18 protein-coding genes are annotated in these 20147 nt (G+C 66.1%); 11 read left to right on the forward strand and 7 right to left on the reverse strand.

The window, feature by feature from the left end:
- The first annotated feature begins 512 nt into the window (after positions 1 to 512).
- The 4 genes from JK358_RS15885 (at position 513) to JK358_RS15900 (ending at position 3703) form a co-directional block, all read left to right on the forward strand.
- Positions 513 to 743, forward strand: coding sequence for a hypothetical protein (locus JK358_RS15885; RefSeq protein ID WP_201948462.1), 231 nt, complete (start codon positions 513 to 515; stop codon positions 741 to 743).
- Between the two features lie 1267 nt (positions 744 to 2010).
- Positions 2011 to 2340: a hypothetical protein gene (locus JK358_RS15890; RefSeq protein ID WP_201948463.1), complete on the forward strand. Its 330-nt coding sequence runs from the start codon at positions 2011 to 2013 to the stop codon at positions 2338 to 2340.
- On the forward strand, positions 2321 to 2839 hold the full coding sequence (locus tag JK358_RS15895; protein ID WP_201948466.1) for a DUF6879 family protein: 519 nt from the start codon (positions 2321 to 2323) through the stop codon (positions 2837 to 2839). Before JK358_RS15890 ends, JK358_RS15895 begins: the two co-directional genes overlap by 20 nt.
- 3 nt (positions 2840 to 2842) lie before the next feature.
- On the forward strand, positions 2843 to 3703 hold the full coding sequence (locus JK358_RS15900; protein ID WP_201948467.1) for a helix-turn-helix domain-containing protein: 861 nt from the start codon (positions 2843 to 2845) through the stop codon (positions 3701 to 3703).
- A gap of 135 nt (positions 3704 to 3838) precedes the next feature.
- On the opposite strand, the gene JK358_RS15905 is transcribed toward JK358_RS15900, so the two are convergent.
- Positions 3839 to 4180, reverse strand: a complete 342-nt coding sequence (locus JK358_RS15905) for a type II toxin-antitoxin system VapC family toxin (RefSeq protein WP_201948898.1) — start codon at positions 4178 to 4180, stop codon at positions 3839 to 3841.
- A 329-nt stretch (positions 4181 to 4509) separates the two neighbouring features.
- Between JK358_RS15905 and JK358_RS15910 the strand changes: the two genes are divergently transcribed.
- The 3 genes from JK358_RS15910 (at position 4510) to JK358_RS15920 (ending at position 7882) form a co-directional block, all read left to right on the forward strand.
- Positions 4510 to 5736 carry a YcxB family protein gene (locus JK358_RS15910; RefSeq protein WP_201948470.1) on the forward strand — a complete coding sequence of 409 codons (1227 nt, stop codon included), beginning with the start codon at positions 4510 to 4512 and terminating at the stop codon, positions 5734 to 5736.
- Positions 5737 to 5945: 209 nt separating this feature from the next.
- Complete coding sequence (locus JK358_RS15915; RefSeq protein WP_232851388.1) at positions 5946 to 6668, forward strand: histidine phosphatase family protein; 723 nt, start codon at positions 5946 to 5948, stop codon at positions 6666 to 6668.
- A 329-nt stretch (positions 6669 to 6997) separates the two neighbouring features.
- Entirely contained in the window at positions 6998 to 7882 is an 885-nt protein-coding gene (locus JK358_RS15920) for a helix-turn-helix domain-containing protein (RefSeq protein WP_201948473.1), read from the forward strand.
- Between the two features lie 84 nt (positions 7883 to 7966).
- Here the strand turns inward: JK358_RS15920 and JK358_RS15925 are convergent, their stop codons facing one another.
- Together JK358_RS15925 and JK358_RS15930 are read right to left on the reverse strand one after the other, a co-directional pair.
- Positions 7967 to 8188: a DUF397 domain-containing protein gene (locus tag JK358_RS15925; RefSeq protein ID WP_232851389.1), complete on the reverse strand. Its 222-nt coding sequence runs from the start codon at positions 8186 to 8188 to the stop codon at positions 7967 to 7969.
- A gap of 199 nt (positions 8189 to 8387) precedes the next feature.
- Complete coding sequence (locus tag JK358_RS15930; RefSeq protein WP_201948474.1) at positions 8388 to 8849, reverse strand: MarR family winged helix-turn-helix transcriptional regulator; 462 nt, start codon at positions 8847 to 8849, stop codon at positions 8388 to 8390.
- 39 nt (positions 8850 to 8888) lie between these two features.
- On the opposite strand from JK358_RS15930, the gene JK358_RS15935 reads away from it, so the two are divergent.
- Positions 8889 to 9701: an amidohydrolase family protein gene (locus JK358_RS15935; protein WP_232851390.1), complete on the forward strand. Its 813-nt coding sequence runs from the start codon at positions 8889 to 8891 to the stop codon at positions 9699 to 9701.
- A gap of 15 nt (positions 9702 to 9716) precedes the next feature.
- On the opposite strand, the gene JK358_RS15940 is transcribed toward JK358_RS15935, so the two are convergent.
- The 3 genes from JK358_RS15940 to JK358_RS15950 are packed head-to-tail and all read right to left on the reverse strand — an operon-like array spanning position 9717 to position 15445.
- Positions 9717 to 12332: an aminotransferase class III-fold pyridoxal phosphate-dependent enzyme gene (locus JK358_RS15940; RefSeq protein WP_201948476.1), complete on the reverse strand. Its 2616-nt coding sequence runs from the start codon at positions 12330 to 12332 to the stop codon at positions 9717 to 9719.
- A 24-nt stretch (positions 12333 to 12356) separates the two neighbouring features.
- A complete protein-coding gene (locus tag JK358_RS15945; RefSeq protein WP_201948478.1) occupies positions 12357 to 13400 on the reverse strand; it encodes a 3-oxoacyl-[acyl-carrier-protein] synthase III C-terminal domain-containing protein in 1044 nt (347 codons plus the stop codon).
- Positions 13397 to 15445 carry an AMP-binding protein gene (locus JK358_RS15950; RefSeq protein ID WP_232851391.1) on the reverse strand — a complete coding sequence of 683 codons (2049 nt, stop codon included), beginning with the start codon at positions 15443 to 15445 and terminating at the stop codon, positions 13397 to 13399. Before JK358_RS15950 ends, JK358_RS15945 begins: the two co-directional genes overlap by 4 nt.
- 326 nt (positions 15446 to 15771) lie before the next feature.
- On the opposite strand from JK358_RS15950, the gene JK358_RS15955 reads away from it, so the two are divergent.
- The 3 genes from JK358_RS15955 to JK358_RS15965 are packed head-to-tail and all read left to right on the forward strand — an operon-like array spanning position 15772 to position 19885.
- Positions 15772 to 16443 (forward strand): 4'-phosphopantetheinyl transferase family protein, encoded by a 672-nt coding sequence (locus JK358_RS15955; RefSeq protein WP_201948482.1) that lies wholly within the window; start codon positions 15772 to 15774, stop codon positions 16441 to 16443.
- A 17-nt stretch (positions 16444 to 16460) separates the two neighbouring features.
- A complete protein-coding gene (locus JK358_RS15960; protein WP_201948484.1) occupies positions 16461 to 17639 on the forward strand; it encodes a nitroreductase family protein in 1179 nt (392 codons plus the stop codon).
- Positions 17640 to 17674: 35 nt separating this feature from the next.
- Positions 17675 to 19885 carry an MMPL family transporter gene (locus JK358_RS15965; RefSeq protein WP_232851392.1) on the forward strand — a complete coding sequence of 737 codons (2211 nt, stop codon included), beginning with the start codon at positions 17675 to 17677 and terminating at the stop codon, positions 19883 to 19885.
- Here JK358_RS15965 and JK358_RS15970 read toward each other — a convergent pair.
- Positions 19833 to 20141: a RedY/HapK family protein gene (locus JK358_RS15970; protein WP_201948486.1), complete on the reverse strand. Its 309-nt coding sequence runs from the start codon at positions 20139 to 20141 to the stop codon at positions 19833 to 19835. The two genes, JK358_RS15965 and JK358_RS15970, sit on opposite strands and share 53 nt — an antisense overlap.
- Between the last annotated feature and the right edge of the window lie 6 nt (positions 20142 to 20147).

A 20147-nucleotide genomic window follows, 5' to 3' on the forward strand; every position in this document is an offset into this window, starting at 1 on the left:
TAAGCTCCAGCCATCGGAAAGGTCGGTCTCAACGTACCAGTTACGTCTGATTGCCCAACTGCTCGATGCCATCGCTCACAACAATATCGTGTGACTTGTTGTCACGCCTTTCCGTTGGGGATGACTCAAGGTGAGAATGAAGGGTCGACTACGCGCGACTGGCGGCCATGTACTGGAGTGCTGGGTGCTTTGCTGCAACTGGACATCGGAGACCGATGCCCTGGTTGCACCGCCGTCCCTCCGAGCAACCCCTCTCCGCGCGTCGATCCCAAACCGCCGGACGTCAAACGCTGCCGGACCGGCCGCGAACATGGCGCTCCACCGCAATATCGGCGGATATTCGCAGTTCACGGCGGGTAGGTGTTTGTGTAGATGCTGTACGTGCCGCCCCGGGGGCACTTCCCGGTGCAGTTCACAGGGTTCACGCGGTATCGTCCCCCCGCGGCTTTGTCACGCTTTGTCGCAACTCGGCCGTAACTCGCTCCAGCCGCTCGCAGCGTCTCGTGCTGGCTGTGGGTTCGAGCATCCTTCGCGATTCGGCGCGGGTTCAGCCCGGAGATGTTCGAAACAGCCGGAATGAGGCGCAGCGGTTCCTGTTGCGCTACATCGGTGAAAACGCCGGTGGGAAAGGCGACGTTCTCAGCCGAGATGCGATCGAAGCTGGGATGCACGCGGGCTTCACTGAGGCTGAATTGGTGCGGGGGGTGGAGCAGATGCACACGCCCGCCGATTCTCACGCGTAAGCTGGGCAAGGCGGACGGCTGGGATTGGTCGCTCGAGACCGAAGATTCCGCCCAAGAACCCAGAACGGCGGAAGTGGGATCTTCGGAACCCTCGGTGGAATCTTCGTAAGAGGGAAGGGCTGCCACGGGAGTCACGACTTGGGAAGGCCCCGGCGCGGTTGCGAAGCGCAGAGGCTTCTAGCCCATCTCTTCCCGATACGCCGATGCGAGCCAGGCGCGAATGTTCCTCTCCGTGAAGTCGGCACCCTGCCGACGCGCTGCCGCGTGGTCGTCTGTTTCGGAGGCTTCCTCCAGCACCCCGTGATACGCGCCCCACATCGCGGTTGCGACGGCTCTAGCCAAGTGCGGCTCACAGTCCAGCTCTTCGACCATGTACCGCAACGCTTTTCGATACCCTGTTGCGTTCACTCGCATGTGTTCTCCCAGAGATGCGGAGAGCCCCGGTTGCGACTACAACTGCATCGGCCTGCGGGCGCGAAGAACGGTTGTTCCGGGGGTCGTCCTGAAAGTGCAGAAAGGCAACGAGTTCCGTCGCTAGATTTCGATCATCGACGTACCTCCTCCCTGCGGTTCCCGAGCATCAGAAGTGGCCTACTAAGTTGTGCTGCAACTCTTTTCAGGATCGATGTGCATGTATGCCCCAGTGCTCGTGCACATCCCGCATCACGCCCTGTCCGTTTGTCCGTGCGGTAGGTCTGGCCACGGCGGCGAATCGCGCCGGGCGAACGTCTCTTCCGGCGTCACGGTGACCACGTCCATACGTCGAATCAGCTTGGCGGCAACCTTCCGGATCTGGGCTTGGTCCCACAGCAAACCCAACCCGGACACCTCAACCCGTACGTAACCCAAACACGTTGCCCTGTACCGCACTAGGCCCCCAGCTGTTCGTCTGAGTCGTGGTCCGGGAACTCCGAGGTGGCGGGAGGCTGCGGAGGACGCACGAGCGGTCCCGGTAACCGGGACTCGATGTAGACCCTCCGGTGTTGCCGTCGCCGTAGTCGTTGGTTTCCAGCCATCCGCCGGGGAAGCTGTAGATCCTTTTGCGTTCGGTCATGTCAGCCCCTGTCCGTGGTGAGGCAGTCCGGGGTTGAGACGATTGCACCAGCCCCGAACGCCTAGACCGACGCTAGGAACCGTGCAGGTCTCCAAGCCACATCTATGCCGAACTATGCCGAAATTGGTCTAATGCCTCGTTGGAATACTCATCGGAGCGGGACAATCGAGATGCGCAAGCATAGTTGCGCCTAGTCCGGATAGGAGTGTCATCATGTTGTTGAAATTCCTGGGCAAAGGCGGTTCGGGCGACGGTGAGTGTCCGTCCCTGTACGCGACCGACACCAGCACCTACGTCGTTGTGGGCTGGAGGACCGAGACTCCGAGGACGGTCGAGATTCCGCATCTGCTGTTGGGTTTCGCAGAGCCGGATACCTTCGTTGGTGCCACCATGACCGATACCGGCCGAGGGACGTTCCTGGTGTCCGGCCGACCGATCACCGACAGTGAGACGGTGGTCCGGCTGGGCATGGAGCCCCACGAGACCGCTATCGAAGTGTCCAAGGCTGAGAGGACTTTCTACGGTGCTACTGCGGCAGCCTAGCCCCTGGCCTGAGCTGTTCAGGGAGGCCCGACACGAGGCATTCCACCTGGAGGTGAGGGACACTTACTCCGTGCCCGCCGAATCAGAACCGTTGCGGCGGTTCCTGAACGGTGAACCACCAGTGCCGGAGTACGGCAAGCGGCCGTGGACAGAACTTGTTCAGGAGACCGTCAGTCGGGGCGTGCGAGTTACCCGTGTCCGGGTCGTCACCGAGCCGCATTCGGACTATCAGCGTTGGTTGCTGTCCATCACAGCAGGCAATATCGAGGCAGGGGAAGACATTCGGTACCTGCCTCGGCACCTTGCTGGGAACGTGCCATCGGATGACTGGTGGTTGTTCGACGACGCGACGGTGGGTTTCAACCTGGTAGACGACGACGGGAAGCCCGCCGGTGCTGCCATCACCACAGACCCCGGCATAGCTGCGTACTGCCGAAGCGTGAAGGAAAAGCTTTGGCAATCCGCAGTGTCCTTCCGGGAATACGCGGGTGAAGTCTGACTGGTGGGTGATTCGGTACAACGACAGCGTGAAGCGCTCGGGGAACGTCTCCGAGCGCTTCGCCAGTCTGCCGGTCTTAGCGGTAGCGAGCTTGCCCGTAGAGCGGGCTGGCATCAGACCAGGGTTCCCAAGATCGAGTACGGCAAGACCAAGCCCTCAGTGGTCGATATTCAGCTCTGGTGCAAGCTCACCGGGGCTGAGGGTGAAATACCTGACCTGGTTGCGTCTCTGCGGAACATAGACGCTGCTTACCGTGAGTGGCGTCGAACCCTTAGCGGTGGGACCAAGCAGAAACAGCAGGAGATCTTGCGCCTGATGCAGCAGGCCAAGGTGATGCGGGTGTATCAGCCGTCGTTGATACCAGGATTGCTTCAGACCGCCGAATACGCTTCGGTGATACTGCGGAGGTCCATCAAGTTCCACGGGATACCAGACGACCTGGAAGAGGGTGTAGCCAAACGCCTTGAGCGGCAGCAGGTTCTATACAGGGGCGACCACAGGTTTCACCTGTTGATGGGCGAGCAAGCCCTGTATAACGACGTCGGTGGAGACTCGGTGATGAGAGGACAGCTGGACCGGCTGCTTGCGGCAATGGGGTTGCCGCGAATCACGTTCGGGATTGTCCCCATGGGTACCGAACTTCCGATGCAGCTTACGAACTTCGTCATGTTCGATGAGCGACGGGTAACCGTCGAAGGGATTACCGCAGAGCTGACGATCACTCAGCCGCGAGAAATCAAGCTGTACCACCGAACGTTCGATGTCTTGGCGGGTCAGTCCGTGACCGGGGAAGTGGCACGAGAGTTGATTCTCGAGGCTGCCAGCAGGCGAAACAACCTGTGCAAGAGGAAGTCCGGACCCTGAGCCAGGATGGGTGTGGGTCGGGTGTGTCGGATAGCAGGTCCGCTCGCTTCGATCGCCGCCGTCGTCGTTCATGCCGACACCGTTGTGTCTGAAAGCTGTTCGCGCCAATGCATTTCAGTCGACTCGCCTTGCGGCTCAGTACGAGGGCAGCAGGGTGAACATGTCGGTGTGGCGGGGTCGGACGACGGAGAAATGGCGTCGATCCGTGGTGGCTATGTGGGGCAGGTTTCGGCGTTCGGCCGCGGCTATGACCGAGGCGTCGGCTGTTCCCAGCGGCAGGTCTCGGTATTTGGCGACGAGTTCGGCGATGCGGAGCCAGTCCGCCGCATGGACGGGCTCGACCGTGACGGCCAGGTCCCCGAGGAACCGCACTTCGGCTTCGGTCCCGAGTCGGGTGGCGATGAGGTAGGCGGGCTCGGTGATGACCAGGGTCGGTACGACGAGGGGGGCCGCGGTGGGTTTGGAGCAGGTGCCGATGCCGTACTACCTGGAAATCGGCGGAAATGCGCAGTTCACCACGCACCGGGTTGGTTGTAGATGCTGTACGTGCCGCCCTGGGGGCGCGAGTTCGACGCCGAGGCGGTTTCGACTCTACGTCGGTCCGCGACCGACCGACTCGAAATCGGACAGATCCGTTGAGGAACAGCCTCCGGACCAATATGAACCTGTCGGGAGCGGCAGGTTCAAATAGCTGTTATGTTGCTGTCTTGCGACGGCTTTCCTAGGCGAGGAGGGAACGGTGGGGGCTCCGGTCGGTGTGCGGGTGTGGCGGGAACTGCTCGATCGGTTGATGGTCGTGTGTGGCCTTGACCCGCACTATCGGGAGTTTCTGTCGGTTGCTGACGGCTGGGGCCGTGACTTCATCGGGTCCAGTCTGCTCACCGCCTGCGATCACCTCTGGCTTATGGCGCACACCAAGGGGAATGCGGACGGGCGTGCGGCCGATGACTGACATCGCTGGTGATGCCGCACAGTTCTCGTCCCTGCCGCCGCTGCCTGTATTGCGCACGCCGACAGCGACATTCGTGGCGAGGGAGGAGACGGCGGATCAACTCCTTGCTGCCGTCGGTCGAGGGATTCGCAGACATCGCAATGTCCACGTGCTCATCTGGGCGATCTTCGGTGTGGCCCTGGCGTTATGGACGCTCAGCGACGGAGTTCGTGGAGCGATCGGCGTGCTGCTGGTCTTCGGAACGGTCGCAGGCACAGGCCGGCTGATCAGCCTGCGTTTGCGCGGATCCCGGCGCACCGGGATGCGGTGGGCCGCCGAGCCGGGCATGACGATGGAGCTCCTCGTCGGCAGCGACGCGATCGTTGTGCGCACGGTCAACGGGATCCGGCGAATCTCCTACGACAGCATGTCGGCTCTGACCGTGCGGCCTGAAGCGGTCGTGTTGTGTGTGAACAGAATCGAGTTCCTGGCGTTTCCGCGTGAACTCTTCACCGATGAATTGATCGACTACATCCGCACGCGGATGGACTCGCCAGAGGTGGCCACCGCATCGGACCGGTTTCCGTTGCTGCCGCTGTTTCCGGAGCTGAAGAACTCGACGGCGAGCTGGGTGGCCGAATTCGATACCGCCGCCCGGCTGGCGAGGGAATGGGTTCGCCGGTGGACCGGTCGCCGGATGACGCGACTGGTGTGCGCGGTGCTCGTGGTCCTCGTGGTCGCCCGCATGATGTCCACCGGAGAAGTGGTGGCAGGCGCGGTTGCGGCAACCCTGGTTCTGCTCGTCTGCTGGGGTGTGTGGCGATTGTTCGTCCGCGCCTTCGTCTCGGCGCTGACCCGCTGGTTCCACACCTTCGCCGCGCCGGGCATGCCGATGTCGATCCGAGTCGGTTCCGACGCTGTGGACATTCGAGTCGTGAACTCCCTCGGTCGATTGCGCTTCGACCGCATCACGGCGATCACGACCACTCCCGACACGGTCATGCTGCGGTTGGGGGGCTACGACTTCCTGATCTTTCCGCGCCCGTTGTTCCCCGACGAGGTAATCGACCATATGCGTGCGGGAATGGCCGGTCGGGAGTAACAGGGCACGGTCGGCTTGTCGGCGCGGGGTCCGCTGTGTGGAGGATCCCGATGAATGGGATAGCACGTATTCGATTCGGGTGACTAGCTGCTTCTGTGAGACGCGACACCCCCAATTCCGGTACTTGCGCATACCTGAAGTGGCGTTCGCCACGATGAAAGGCATCTCCACACATGCGAATCCGTTCTCTTCGATTGTCTCTTGCGGTGATGGCGGCCGCGACCGCGGCTGTCACCGCCACCACCGGCGTCGCGTCGGCCGCTCCCGACTTCGGGAGTTCCGGCAGCAGCTCCGGGAGCAGCTCCGGCACCAGCGGCGGCGAAATGGTCATCACCCTGGTGCGCCATGCCGAGTCCGCCGGGAACGTCTCCGGCCTGATCGACACCAAGGTGCCCGGGCCCGACCTGACCGTGCGCGGTCGGACGCAGGCGGACAATCTGGTCACCAACCTGGCCGACAAGAAGTTCGACTGTGCCTTCGCGTCCAATATGGTGCGTACCGAGCAGACTGCGGCGCCGACCGTTGCCAAGCGCAAGCTGGACCTCAACGTTCAGCCCGGTTTCCGGGAGATCGAGGCGGGCCAGTACGAGGGCACCCCGGAGCGAGAGGCGATGTCCGGGTACCTGCAGGCACCGATCAAGTGGCTATCCGGCGACCTGGCCGCACGGATTCCGGGCTCCATCGACGGCAACGAGTTCGACGCCCGTGTCGACCAGGCGCTGCTCGCGGTGCAGGGCCGTAACTGCACCAGCCCGGTGATCTTCTCGCACGGCGGCACCATCATGTTCTGGTCCATGATGAACGCTGGCAACGCCGACCCGAGCAAGCTCGGCGCCGATCCGATGCGCAACGGCGGCCGCGTCGTCCTCAAGGGCAGCCCGCAGAAGGGCTGGACCATCATCGAGTGGGTCGGCCACCCGGACATCGGCTGATTCACCCTTCCGCGCCCCGGATGCCATCGACGCGATCGATGGCATCCGGGGCGCGGTTGCGTCTCCGCCCTGGGTGCCCGCGGATCCGTCGTTCGGCAGCCGCGAAATCAGTCGCGCGGACCAAGGGCACACTGATTCCGCTGTACGGGCTGTGATTACTAGACCGAGCTGTCGGCCGCATGTGCCCGATGGTTGCGGAATCGGTCTGGCGGGCAGGTGATTCCAGGATTGTTCACAGTGTGACCCACCGCGTCTTGACTCTGCTGAATCAAAATGATTCGATCTGAATCAGCACGGTTCCAGTGAATCAACCGAAGAAGGAGGCGACTGTGGAGGGGACAGCCGCGTCGGATTCGGTTGGGAGGCAGGGGCATCCGCGCGTGCAGTTGGGGGTGGAGCTGCGGCGGCTGCGGGACCTGGCCGGGATCTCCGGGCGGGAGTTGGCCAGGCGGGTGGGGATCAGCCAGTCGACGCTGTCGCGGATCGAGGCCGGGCATGTGGTGCCGCCGCTGCCGCAGGTGCTCGATTGGGCCGAAGCTGTTGGAGCGGAGGCTGATTCGCTGCGCGCCCTGCGTGCGCTCACCGAGTCGGCGCATTCGCCCGAGGTGCGGGAGTGGGCGGCTTCGCTCGCGGAGCGGGTGCATCTGCAGGACGATGTGCGGGCCTTCGAGGAAGACGCGCAGGTCGTGCTGAATTTTCAGCCCGCGCTGGTGCCGGGGCTGCTGCAGACCGCCGACTACGCCCGGCGGGTGTTCGATACGTTCGACCCGCCCTATACGCCGGAGGCGCTGGCGGCCGCGCTGGCCGCGCGACTGGAACGACAGCGGGTGCTGTACGACCCCGCGAAGCGGTTCGAGTTCCTGATGACCGAGGCGGCCCTGCGGTTTCGGCCCGGCCCGTATCGTGTGCTGCTCGCGCAGCTGGATCGGATCATTTCGATCGAGACCCTCGATACCGTCGCCATCGGGGTGATTCCGCAGGATATCGAGGCGAGCACCACGATTCCGCACGGGTTCGTCATTTACGAGAACGAGGACCACGCGGTAGCTTCCGCGGAACCGATTCCGGGAAGCATGGTTACGCGTGGACCCGAACTCGTCGACGCCCACCGTCGGCGATGGGCGGCTTTGACTCGAATGGCTTTGTCCGACAACGATGCACGCGAATTTCTCACCGAACTCCGGGATGAAATTCAGCGCATCGCAACCCAATGACTTGATTCCTGCGACCGCACGAGGGGTCGGTCGCACATGGGGGTGGTGGTGTCGCAGCGAATTCGCTGCGACACCACCTTCCCGTCAGTCTCCGAAATCGAATTCGCCGGCCCGTACGCCCGACATGAACGCTCGCCATTCGGATCTGGTGAACCACAGGGTCGGGCTGTGCCGATCCTTGGAATCACGCAGCGCGATCCGGCCTTCGTGGTAGGCGACCTCGACGCAATCGCCGCCGCCGTAGCTGAAGCTGCTCTTGGCGAACCGCGGCCCACGGTGCTCACCACGAATCATATTGCCGCTCATGGCATTCATTCCTTCCCCCGGAGGGCCACTCCCCATGACCCTGCACGCGAAACACTTACGACCAACACACTGCAATCCGAACCACCAGCCGCGCAACTGAATTCGGCTGAGGCTGCGCGCTGATACCCCGAAATCCTCATGATCGCAAGCTTACGGTGACCCACCGACAAAAATGGCCGTGTACGGGGACTATGCGAGTTCAGCGGGAGGCGTCACGGGCGTCCAGCGCCGATGTCAGCCGGGTGAGCGCGTCCGCGAAAACCTGTACTTTTTGGGGGCCGACAGCGGTCTCGATCAAGGCGTTCAACTCGGCTCGCGCGGTCTCCAATCGGGCCATGGCGTTGGTGCCGGCCGGGGTCGGCCAGAGTTCCCACGCGCGTGCGTCGGTGGGGCTGGGCTTGCGCTCCACGAAGCCCGCCGCGACCAGCCGGGCCGCCATGGTGGTGATCGCCGATTCGCGTTGCCGGAGCAGGCCCGCGACCGTGCGCTGGCTGCATCCGGGGTCGCGCACGATGATCGAGAGGGCCGCAGCCTGCGCGGTCGTGATACCGGCGGCGTCTTGAAACAGTTCGTCCGCGACGCCGCGCAGCCTGTTCGCGGTGGTCTGCAGCTGAAAGTAGACGCGGCGTGACGCGGCATGAGATCGATTGGGGGAACTCATGATTGCTGATACTACACTAGTGAAGTACTCTCGGTTGGCATGACGCTCACAATCGATGCCTGGGCTCAGCATCCCAACGGCACATTCATGGCTCAGCCCTGGCTTTCCCCGCTGCTCCGCTGGACCCGGCAGCCCGGCCTGCAGGCGCCCCCGCTGTCCGCCACTCTGCAGGCCATGGACGCGGGTGGTGTGGACAAAGCTCTGTTGTGCAGTTGGTACGGCCCGAACGGGCCGCTCATCGACAACGATGAAACCGCCGCGCATGTCGCAGCCCACCCCGATCGGTTCGCGGGGGTGGCTTCGGTCGATCTGCGGTACCCGGTCGAAGCGGTGCGCGAATTGCGCAGGGCTGTCGATGATCTCGGCATGGTCGCCCTGCGCGTGGTGCCCTGGCTCTGGAACCTTCCGCCGGACGATCGGCGTTATTACCCTCTGTTCGCCGCCTGCGTCGAACTGAATATCCCCTTCTGCACGCAGATCGGGCATACCGGCCCGCTCTGCCCCTCCGAACCGGGTCGCCCGATTCCCTACCTGGATACCGTGCTGCTGGAATTCCCCGACCTCGTCGTGGTCGGTGGTCACGTCGGTTTCCCGTGGATCGACGAGGTGATCTCCCTTGCCATGAAGTACCCGAACTTCTACGTCGACACCTCGGCCTACGCGGTGCATCGCCTCCCGGCGGGGCTGGTGGACTACATGCGCGGTCCCGGTCGCACCCGTGTGCTGTTCGGCACCAACTGGCCCATGCTGTCCGCCGAACGCTGTCTGAAGAAACTCGATGAGCTGGGTCTCGATGAGGAAACACGCGAACTGTTCCTCGGTGGCAACGCGGCCCGCGTGTTCAAGCTCTGACGGGTCGAATTTCGCTCAGACGGTGAACATCTGGTCGGCGAGCATTTCGTCGAGGCTCTTGCCGAAGGCGCGGGCCACCTGGTCGAGGTCTTCGGGGGTGTGGGCGGCGCTGATCAGGAAGCTGTGCATCTCCGCCATATAGACCTGGTGTTTGCGCATGTAGTAGGCGAGGGCGATGGTGGCTTTGAAGTTGCTGCCCGCCATACGGTCTCGGTAGAGGCCCGCCTCGCGGTGGGTGAAGTTGAGGGAGAAGATGGAGTTGCGGGCGCTGATGCGGCAGGGGATTTCGCGGTCCGCCGTCGCTTCGCGCAGTTGGGTGGCGAGGTGTTCGGTATTGGCGTCGAGGCGGCGGTAGATATCGGGGTTGTCGCGCAGGTGGTGCAGGGCGGCCAGGCCCGCGGTGCAGGTGAGTGAGTTGCCGCTGAGGGTGCCGCCGGCGAAGACCTTGTTCTCGTAGTCGTAGAAGGGATCCTGGGAACTCTTCGCGGTATCGATGAATTCGCGGCGGCCGATGACCGCGCCGACGGGCAGGCCGCCGCCGATCACCTTGCCGAGGCAGGTCAGGTCGGGGTGGATGCCGGTCATCACCTGGACGCCGCCGTAGGCCACCCGGAACCCGCTGACCACCTCGTCGAAGATCAGCGGGATGCCGAGTTCGGTGCAGACGCGGCGCAATTCGGCGAGGAATTCGACGTGCAGCGCGACCACCGAGGTCGGCATGGGTTCGAGGATGACGCAGGCGAGGTCGTCGGCGTGCTCGCGCAGTCGTGCCAGGCCGGGGATGTCGCCGTATTGGAGGACCAGCGTGCCCTCGACGGCGGCGGGGTCGGTGCCCAGGGTGCCCGCCACCGGGTTCGGGCGGTCCCGGTCGCCGGAGAAGCGGAACCAGGAGCTGATCAGGCCCTGATCGGAGAAACCGTGGTAGTGCCCTTCGAATTTGGCGACCATGGTGCGCCGCCGGTAGCCCCGGCACATGCGGAGGGCGAACAGGATCGCCTCGGTCCCCGAATTGCACAGCACCGCGCGTTCGGCGGCGGGGAAGGCGTCGACCAGCAGCTCGGCCAGTTCCAGTTCGGCGGTATTGCCGATGCCGTTGATCAGCCCGCGTTCGAGCCCGCCCGCGATGGCCGCGTTGATCGCCGGATGCGCGTACCCGAGCAGGTGCGGGCCGTAACCGCCGGAGAGATCGATGTATTCGTTGCCGTCGAAATCGCGGATCGAACCGCCGGACGCCGCTTCGGCGAAGACCGGGAATCCGCTCGGGAAGAAGTACCGGTCGATGTGCGTCGGCGCGACCAGGCTGGCGTCCGCCCGGTCCCGCATGGCCAGCGAGGTCGGCATCTGTTCGTGGAAGTCCTTCGTGAACCGGCCCTCCACCTCGGCGCTCATATAGGGCGAGTACCGGTCGGTGAATTTGCGGGCATTGGCCCAGATGTCGATGTTCGGATCGATCTGGGTGGCGAAGCCCTCGCCGGACAGGAAGACCAGCTCCACCTTGGTGAAGTTCGTCGTGTACCGCGAATCGTATTTGCGCAGTACGGCATTGACGTCGTTGAAGTAGGCGATGGTGGACCAGCGGTTGGTGGAGACGTCGAAGTGGTAGCGCAGCACGTCGATCATCTCCGCGTCGTACTCCGCACGGCGCGAGTGCAGTTCCGAACCGGCGCTGACGAAGTGCCGGGTGAACCGGTCGACCGCGATACTCCACTCCTTGCGCGTGCAGGCGTAGTAGAACGAGGACAGCCCCCACTTCTCGTCCTCGCTCAGCTCGACCGTGATGCCGTAGTCGAGCAGCACCAATTCGCCTGTGGGAGTGAACATCACATTTCCGGGATGCGGATCGCCGTGGCACAGGCCGTGCATGTACAGCATGGTGTAGATGGTGTCCTGCAGCCGCTGTGCCAGCCGCTCCCGGGGGAACGGCACGGTATCGGCGTGCTTGCCGGGAACGGCGTCGATGAACTCCATCACCAGCATGCGCCGGGTCACCAGCTCGGGCAGCACCTCGGGCACTCGTACGAAGGGATGAGCGCGCAGATTGGCGTGGATGCGCTGCTGCTTGCCGGCCTCGAGGGTCATATCGGCCTGTGGGCGCAGCAGCCGCGCCACCTCCTCGAAACGCTTGGGCAGGTTCAGGTTTCGCACCGGGGGCGCCACCGCGTGGACGACCTTCACCAGTGCGCCGAGTGCCCGCAGACTCTCCTCGATCTGTCCCGGAACCGCGTCCTTCACCAGTTTCACCGCGACCTTGCGGCCGTCGTGCAGTTCGGCGGTGTGCACCTGGGCCACCGACGCGCTCGCGATCGGCACGGTGTCGAACGCCCGGAACGCGGTCTCCAGTGGCGCGCCCAGTTCGCGTTCGATGGCCCGCCGGGTCTGCGCCGCGTCCATGTGCGGGGTGCGGTCCTGCAGCACCCGCAGCGTGTCCACCCAGGACTCCGGCAGCAGATCCGAGCGGGTGGCGGCGATCTGGCCGATCTTGATGTAGATGGGCCCCATCCGGAGCAGGAAGGCCAGGATCGCATCGGCCTGCCGTTGCTCCTGGTCGCGCGTGGAACGCACTGCGGCGAAAGAGTATTCGGCGGCTCCGCGCGTTCCGTGGACGGCGGCCTTGGCGAAATGTGTGAACATGATGCACCCGTTGAACGACGCTGGTCAGTAGACGAAGGAGAAGACGGCGAAGGACATGCCCGCGCTGCCGACCCAGCCCAGGGCGCGGTCTCCGCGCTGTAGCGCGCCCTGTTCGATGGCGGAGGCGATGGCCGCGGGCACCGAGGCCGAGACGATATTGCCGGTCCGGTGATATACGTGATGGATGGCCTCGCCGAGTCCGACCTTGTCGGCCATCATCTGCCAGTAGCGCTTGCTCGACGCGTGCGTGAACAGCGCCGCCACCTTCTCGGGGTCGATGTCGAGCCGGTCGAAGACGGCGTATGCGTCCGGCAGCCCGGTCTCGTGCATCTCGAATCCGAAGGAGGTGAAGTAGCCGATTCCGTTGGCGGCCAGCCTGTCCGAGGGTTCGCAGAAGCCCTCGTAGCCTTCGAGCGGAACATTGCACAGCGGGGCCAGATCCGGGCGCGAGGCGAACCGGAATTCCCATGGCTCATGGTCTTCCGCGGTGAGCACGGTCGCGGTGGCGGCCTCGCCGAGGGTGTACGCGGGGAAGGTGGAGGCCAGGGCCTGCGGTCGCGGCAGCCGGAACAGGTGCGGGAACACCGCGCCGCCCAGGCGCAGGCTGAACTCGGCGTTGACGATCAGCGCCGCCCGATAGCCGCCGGTGGCCATCAGCGATTCGGTGACCTGCATGGCCCGCGTCCAGCTCATACAGGCGTCGAGGATGTCGAAGCAGTGCGCGTTGTCCGCGCCGAGCGCGGCGGCGCAGTGATAGGACCCGCCGGGTTCGACGAAGCCGCGCCCGATGCCGGTGTAGATCAGCAGATCGATGTCGGTGGCGCGCAGCTCACTCTGTGCCAGTGCGGTTTTCGCGGCCTGCTTCAGCAGGTCGATGGGGCGTTCGCCGGTATCGAGCCAGCGCCGCTCCCGGGATCCGGAGAAGCGCAGATAGCTGTCGACGGTGCGCAGGGTGTCGTCCAGGTCGCCCTCGAATCCCGGGGAGCTGTGCGCGGCGATCATCTCGAGGATGTCGGCGTTGGTGACGGTGCGCGAGGGCAGGCCCGCGACGGCTGATCGCAGTCTCATCGCGTACTGCCTTCCTGCGCGGCGCCGCCGAGGACCTTCGCGAGGACCCGCACCATATCGGCGACGGAGACCGCGTCCCAGATCAGTTCGGGGGCGAAGCGGCGGCCCGCCCAGCTCTCCAGTCGTTCGTGCAGTTCGATCTGGTCGACGGAACCGAACCCCTGTTCGGCGAGGGTGCGGTCGGGGTCGAGCTGTGGCGCCGCGCCGCCTCGGTTCTCGGCGGCCCACTCGTGTATCTGCGCCAGCACGGCCTGCCGCACCATCTCGCCCATGGCGGGAAGCGGCGTCGAATGCGTCTCGGCGGCAGTGGTATTCGTCTTGGTCACGGTGCTGGTCCAATGGTGTGCGGCGGACAGTCGCCCGCTGAGGAAGTCGGAACGGCACTGCTGGCGGCGCAGTTTGCCGCTGGTGGTGCGTGGAATGGTGCCCGGTTCGATCAGCACCACGGTGGCCGGTCCGACGCCGTGCCGCCGGGCCACGGCGTCGTGCACCGATCCGGCCAGCCGATCGGGTTCCAGTAGGTCCACCGTGCGGTACTCCGCGACGAGGACCAGACTTTCGGCGCCGGCGTCGTCCACGGAGAAGGCGAGCACCCCGCCCGCCCGCAGTCCCGCGCCCGCGTCGACGGCCGTCGCCTCGATGTCCTCCAGGTAGTAGTTCACGCCGTTGACGATCATGAGGTTCTTCACCCGTCCGCACAGGAAAAGCTCACCGTTGTAGCGGAATCCGAGATCGCCGGTGCGCAGCCAGTCGGCTCCTTCCTCGTCGGTGATCCGGTTCCCGAAGGTGCGTGCGGTGTCCTCGGGCCGGTTCCAGTAGCCGGGTGCGACGCACGGCCCGCGCACCCAGATCTCACCCACCTCGCCCTCGGTTAGTCGTAGCCCCGATTCCGTTGCCACGACCGCCATTTCGGTGTCCAGCACCGGATATCCCAGGCCGACCAGGTCGATGCCGTCCGCCGCCACGGTCGGGACAGCCGTGCCGCCGCCGAGCGCCGCCCGGTCGAAACGGTCCTCCAGATAACGCTTTTCGGTATTGCCGCAGGTGACCTTGAGAGTGTTCTCGGCCAGCCCGTACCCCGGCGTCAACGACAACTCCGGCAGCCCGCACGGCCGGAAGGTGGCCTCGAAGCGGTCCAGCGTCGCCTTGCGCACCGGCTCCGCGCCATTGCTGAGCACCCGCCACGAGCTGAGGTCGAGTGCCGCGCGCTGCTGCGGGGTTGTCTTGTCCACGCACAGGTCGAAGGCGAAATTGGGTGCGCCGCTGTGTGTTCCGCGATACTCGGAGACCGCGTCGAGCCAGCGCACCGGATTCTTCACGAAGGTGGACGGCGCCATCAGGACCGCGCGCCCGCCGTAGAAGACCGGCAGCAGCGTGCCGGTGATCTGCCCGAAGTCGTGGAAGTGCGGCAGCCACGAGACCACGACACTGTCCCAGTCGACGCCCCAGGAGACGGTCATCTCCAGGCACTGCTGTATCGCCATCGCATGCTCGACGACGACGCCCTTGGGTATCGCGGTGGATCCGGAGGTGTACTGCAGATAGGCGATGGCGTGCCGGGCGGGTTCGGTGGCGGCGGCACCGGTGGGGCGGATCTCGTCGGTGGCGATCCTGGGCAGCCGGGCGAACGCGAGCTCGGCGTCGAGCCGGTCCATGGCGGCGATGATGTCCCTGGTGGCGAGCACCGCGCCCGCATCGCAATCGCGGGCGATCAGGTCGATCTGCTCGGCTCGATTGCGGCCCGGGGTGAACAGCGGGACCGCGATCACGCCCGCGTACAGGCAGCCGAAGAAGGCCGCGATGTAGTCCAATCCGGCGGGATGCAGGAGCAGGGCGCGGTCGCCGCGGTCGAGGGTGCGGGTGAGGGTGTGGGCGATGGCGCGGGCCCGCCGGTCCAGTTCGCGATAGCTGAGACTGCCGGCCTCCGCACCGTTCTCGTCCAGAAATGTGTATGCGGTTCGATCGCCGTATCGATCGGCCTGCAGGGCGACCAGTTCGACCCAGTTGCTCGCTGTGGCGACAGATTCCAAGGACAAGGCTTTCATGTCCACCTCTAGGCAAGATATGCAGGCGTTGCGCAATAATATGCGGCGCAACAGGACTGGTGAATACATCAATGGATGCGCCCCAATGTATCGGTGGGATCTCGCAGGCGTCAACACTTTCCGTGCAGGTAGGCGGGTGCGGCACACCGGAAGTTGCGAATCCTGCGATCGGTCAGTGATGTGTCAGCCGAACTGTCAGCGCATTCCCCGAGAATTGTTTCGCACGACTGTGTCGCGGCAATAACGGAGGGAATCGAAATATGTTCCGAGCCCGGGAAATTCTCGATTCTGCGAGTGTATTGCGTATCGCCCATCCGGCCCGCGACATGACCGTTGCCGGCATCTCGCTCGCATGGCTGCGCACTCGCTCGGCGGCTCAGGTGAAGGCTGTTGCCGCCCGGCATCTCTCGGTGGGCGAGTCCGAGCGGTTGGAGACGCTGCCCGGCCCACGACGGCGGCTGGAATGGCTGGCCGGACGGCTGGCGGTCAAACAGGCGGTACGGGCGTATCAACGGCGACGGCCGAGCCCGCGTGGCGTCCAGCCCGCTCGCGAGATAGTCGTAATTCCCTGCGGGACACCGGAACAGGCGGGCATGCCGAGGGTGGCGGGTCCGGTCGAGGTCGGTATCACCCACTCCGGGGATTTCGCCCTGGCGGCCTGCGCGGCGGGTCCGGTCGGGATCGACCTGGAACGGGACCGGCCTTTCGCCCCGGCCCTGCTGGCCGCACTGGGTGACGCGGACTTCCGGCATGCCGCGCCCGGGACGCCCGCCATGCCGATCGCACTGCGCTGGGCCTGCCGGGAGGCCGTGCTCAAGAACTTCGGATTCGGAATGCGCGTCGACCCCCGCGAGATCGCACTCACCCGATGGCGGCCCGACGGCTCGTTCGGCTGGTCCGCGGGGCCGGGGCTGCGCCGGGCCGCGGCCACCTCGCCGTGGCCGCGGCGGGCCTGGGCCGGTGAGCTCTCCGGCTACGCTCTCGCGCTGGTCTGGTAGCCGGATCGGAGCTGCTCGTGGAAACCCGAAAAACCGGCCCTCGCACGGCATTACCGTTCGCGTCGGCGCTGGCGACCGCCCTGGAGATCGCCGCCGACAGCCCGTCCTCGCACAACAGTCAGCCGTGGGGGGTGGCGCGGCTGGTCAGCCGCGCGGCGCGGGACGCGGCCCGGACGCTCGCGGGCGCGGGCGCGGATCGCGCCGCGACCGAATACCTGATCCTGGCCGTGGACCGCGACCGGGAACTCACCGCGCTGCCCGCCCACTACGCGGAGATGCGCGTGAGCTGCGGGCTGTACTGGCGGCTGCTGCGGCGCGCGCTGGCAGCCCAGGGCTGGGAATTGGATCTCGAGGTGCCGGCTCGGCGGCCGCTACTGGTCGCGCTCGGATTCCCCGCGACCTGGACTCCGTTGCGACTGGCCCGGTTTCGCTGGACCGGCCGGGAAGCCGAGGCGCTGGACCGGCTGCGGATCCGCGCCCGGCACCGGCAGACCAACCGTGGCCCATACCTGCCCGATCCGGTGCCCGGCAGCCTGCTCGACGAGCTGGCGGCGGGGTCGGCCGAGCCGGGAGCGCGACCACCGACGGGCGTCGCGCATCCCGTCCACGTCCGATACCTGCGCTCGGAGTTTCAGCGAAATCGGTTCGCCGCCTTCGTAGCCCGGCACGGCGGCCGGGACTTCGCCCATCGGGAGGCGTGGCGCGAAACCCACTCCTATCTGCGGCGCGACGCGGCGCAGGCCCGTGCCGCGGGTGACGGGTTCACCCTCGCCCAGCTGTTCGGGCCCATGTCGTCCGCACAGCACCTGCTGCGCCGCGCGGCGCTCGCACCGGCGACCATGCGCGTGCTGAGCCGCATCGGCTATCCGCGGCTGCTCGCCGGGCAACTGGCCGCGGGGGTGCGCCGCACACCGGTGATCGTCCTACTGAGCGTGGCCGAGGGTCAGCGCCGCCGCGCCACCGACCTGGTGGGGGCGGGGGAGTGGCTGGCGGATTTCTGGCTGGCCGCGACCGCCGCCGGTCTGGCCGTCCACCCGATCAGCATCGTCATTCAGCACGCCGATCTGCGGCAGCGGATGCACACTGAGTTCGGGGTACCCGGCCGGATCTTTTTCGTTGCGCGCCTTGGCTATCCGACGATGCGCTTCGATCGCGCCCCGCGTCGGCGTCCGGCCGCCTGCGTCCGGGAGCTGTAGTGGTTTCCCGTCCATCCCGTCGACGGGAGCATGTGATGAGACAGCACGGCTGGGGTGCGCTGATGGCCCGGCATCGCCGTCTGGTGATCGGTATCTGGATCGTGCTGCTGATCCTCAGCGGCGCCGCGCTGCCGGCGCTGGTCGAGAAGCTGAAGGCGCCGGACTACGGCGTGGACGGGGCCGAGTCGACACGGGCGTCGAGTCTGATCCAGCGGCACTTCCAGGGCTTCGGCAACGAGCAGGACGCCATTGTGTTCGACGCCGGGCAGGGCCGGATCACCGATGCCGGGCAGCGCGCCGTCGTCGACCGCGTGCTCACGGCGGCGCGCGGTGCCACCGGTGTGGTCGCGGTTCTCGGCCCGTTCGATCCGGGGGCGCGGGATCAGGTGTCACCGGATGGGCGTGCGGCCGTGGCCCTGGTCGGCCTGCGTGGGAGCACCGATGAATTGCCCATGCGCGCAAGTGATTTGCAGGAGGTGCTGGATGCGGCCGCGGGCGAGGGGGTGGACGCCTACCTGACGGGCTATTCGCCGATCACCAACGATCTCACCGTGGTGGAGACGACCGCGACCTCGGAGGCCGAGTCCCTGGGGCTGCCGATCGCCCTGGCGATCCTGGTGCTGGCCTTCGGCGCGGTGCTGGCCGCCCTGCTGCCGCTGCTCCTGGCGATCGCCGGGCTGACGTTCACCTTCGGGGTCCTCTACCTGCTCAGCTTCGGGCTGACCTTCGACGCCTTCCTGGTCACCATCGTCACCATGATCGGCACCGGGATCGGCATCGACTACGCCATGTTCGTGGTCAGCAGATTCCGGGAGGAACTGGCCCGGCGCGGGATCATCGAGCCCGATCGCGCGGCCGTCGCCGAGGCGACCGGGGTGGCCGTCGCCACCTCCGGGCGCACCATCGCGTACTCCGGCATCGTCGTGGCCGTGTCGGTGTGCTCGTTCTTCATCACACGCTCACCGATTTTCCGCGAGATAGCAACGGGCGTACTGGTTTCGGTGGCGTGCACGCTGGCCGCCGCCCTGACGCTGCTGCCGGCGGTACTGGCTGCGCTCGGACCGCGGGTGAACGCGTGGCAGCTGCCGCGGCGGTGGCGGCCCGCGAGCCTGCGCTCCGACGGCACGCTGGCCGCCGGTCCGTGGGCGCGGTGGGCGCGACTGGTGCTCCGGCGTCCGATCGCCTTCGCCGTGCCGGTTGCGCTGCTGCTGGCGCTGGCGACACTGCCGGTGGCCGGGCTGCACTACGGCATCGACCTCGGCACCGGTTCGCTGGCCGGGCGGCCGTCGGCCGCGGCGCAGCGGGTGCTCGACAGGTCCTTCACGCCGGGGGTGGTGTCGCCGATCCAGGTGGTCGTCACCGGTTCCGGCGACACTGCGCTCGAGGCGGCGGGGCGGCAGGGGGCGGCCGACCTGGCGGCCGCGCTGGACGGTGACGACCGTGTCACCGCGGTGGAATCGGTGGAGGCGGCAGGGCGCACGCTGATCAGCGTGGTGCCCGCGGTGCCCATCGATTCCGGCGCGGCGATCGATCTGGTCCGTCATATCCGCGACGACCTCGCGCCCGGCATTCCGCGGGCGCAGGTGCTGGTCGGCGGGGCGACCGCGAGCTTCGTCGACCTGTCCGACGAGACGACCGCCAAACTGCCGTGGGTGCTCGCGCTGGTGCTCGGACTGTCGCTGCTGTTCCTGCTGGCGATGTTCCGCAGCGTGGTGCTGCCGATCAAGGCCGTGCTGATGAACCTGCTCGCCACCGGCGCCGCGATCGGGCTGACCGTCATGGTCTTCCAATGGGGTTACGGGGAGCGGCTGCTGGGGTTCACCAGCCCCGGTTTCCTGCAGGTCTATCTGCCAATCTCGGTGTTCGTGCTGCTGTTCGGGCTGTCCATGGACTACGAGGTGTTTCTCATCCGCCGGATTCAGGAGGCGCACGAGGACGGTCACGACACCGACGACTCCATCGCCGTCGGGGTGGAGCACACCGCGCGGCCCATCACCGCCGCGGCCGCGATCATGGTGGCGGTGTTCGGCAGCTTCGTCACCGCACAGGTGATGGAGTTGAAGCAGTTCGGGTTCGCGCTGGCGGTCGCCATCGCGGTGGACGCCACCCTGGTGCGGCTGATCCTGGTGCCCGCGTTCATGAAACTGCTCGGCGGCTGGAACTGGTGGCTCCCGGCCCCGCTGGAGCGGGTGTTCAGCGCGCCGCGCGGTAGCCGGGTTCGAGCCGGGTCCCCGCGTACTCGGTGACCACCGAGGCCATGGTGTCGAAGGCGGCGACCAGGCTCTTGAAAGCCGGTGTGTCCATGTCCTTGTCGAAGTCGGCGCGGCTCGACACCTCGATCACCTCGAAGTACCGGGTGTCTTCGGCGGTCCGCTGCACGCTGAAACCGCGGACGCTGGGCAGCTGTGGGCAGGTCGCGTAATCGACCTCCCGGACCCAGGATTCGAAGCGGTCCGGGTCGATGTAGGGGTGCAGTTCGATGAGGTGGACGATCAGTTCCACGGCCGG

It is taken from the genome of Nocardia acididurans, assembly GCF_016741815.1.
GTDB classification, from domain to species: domain Bacteria; phylum Actinomycetota; class Actinomycetes; order Mycobacteriales; family Mycobacteriaceae; genus Nocardia; species Nocardia acididurans.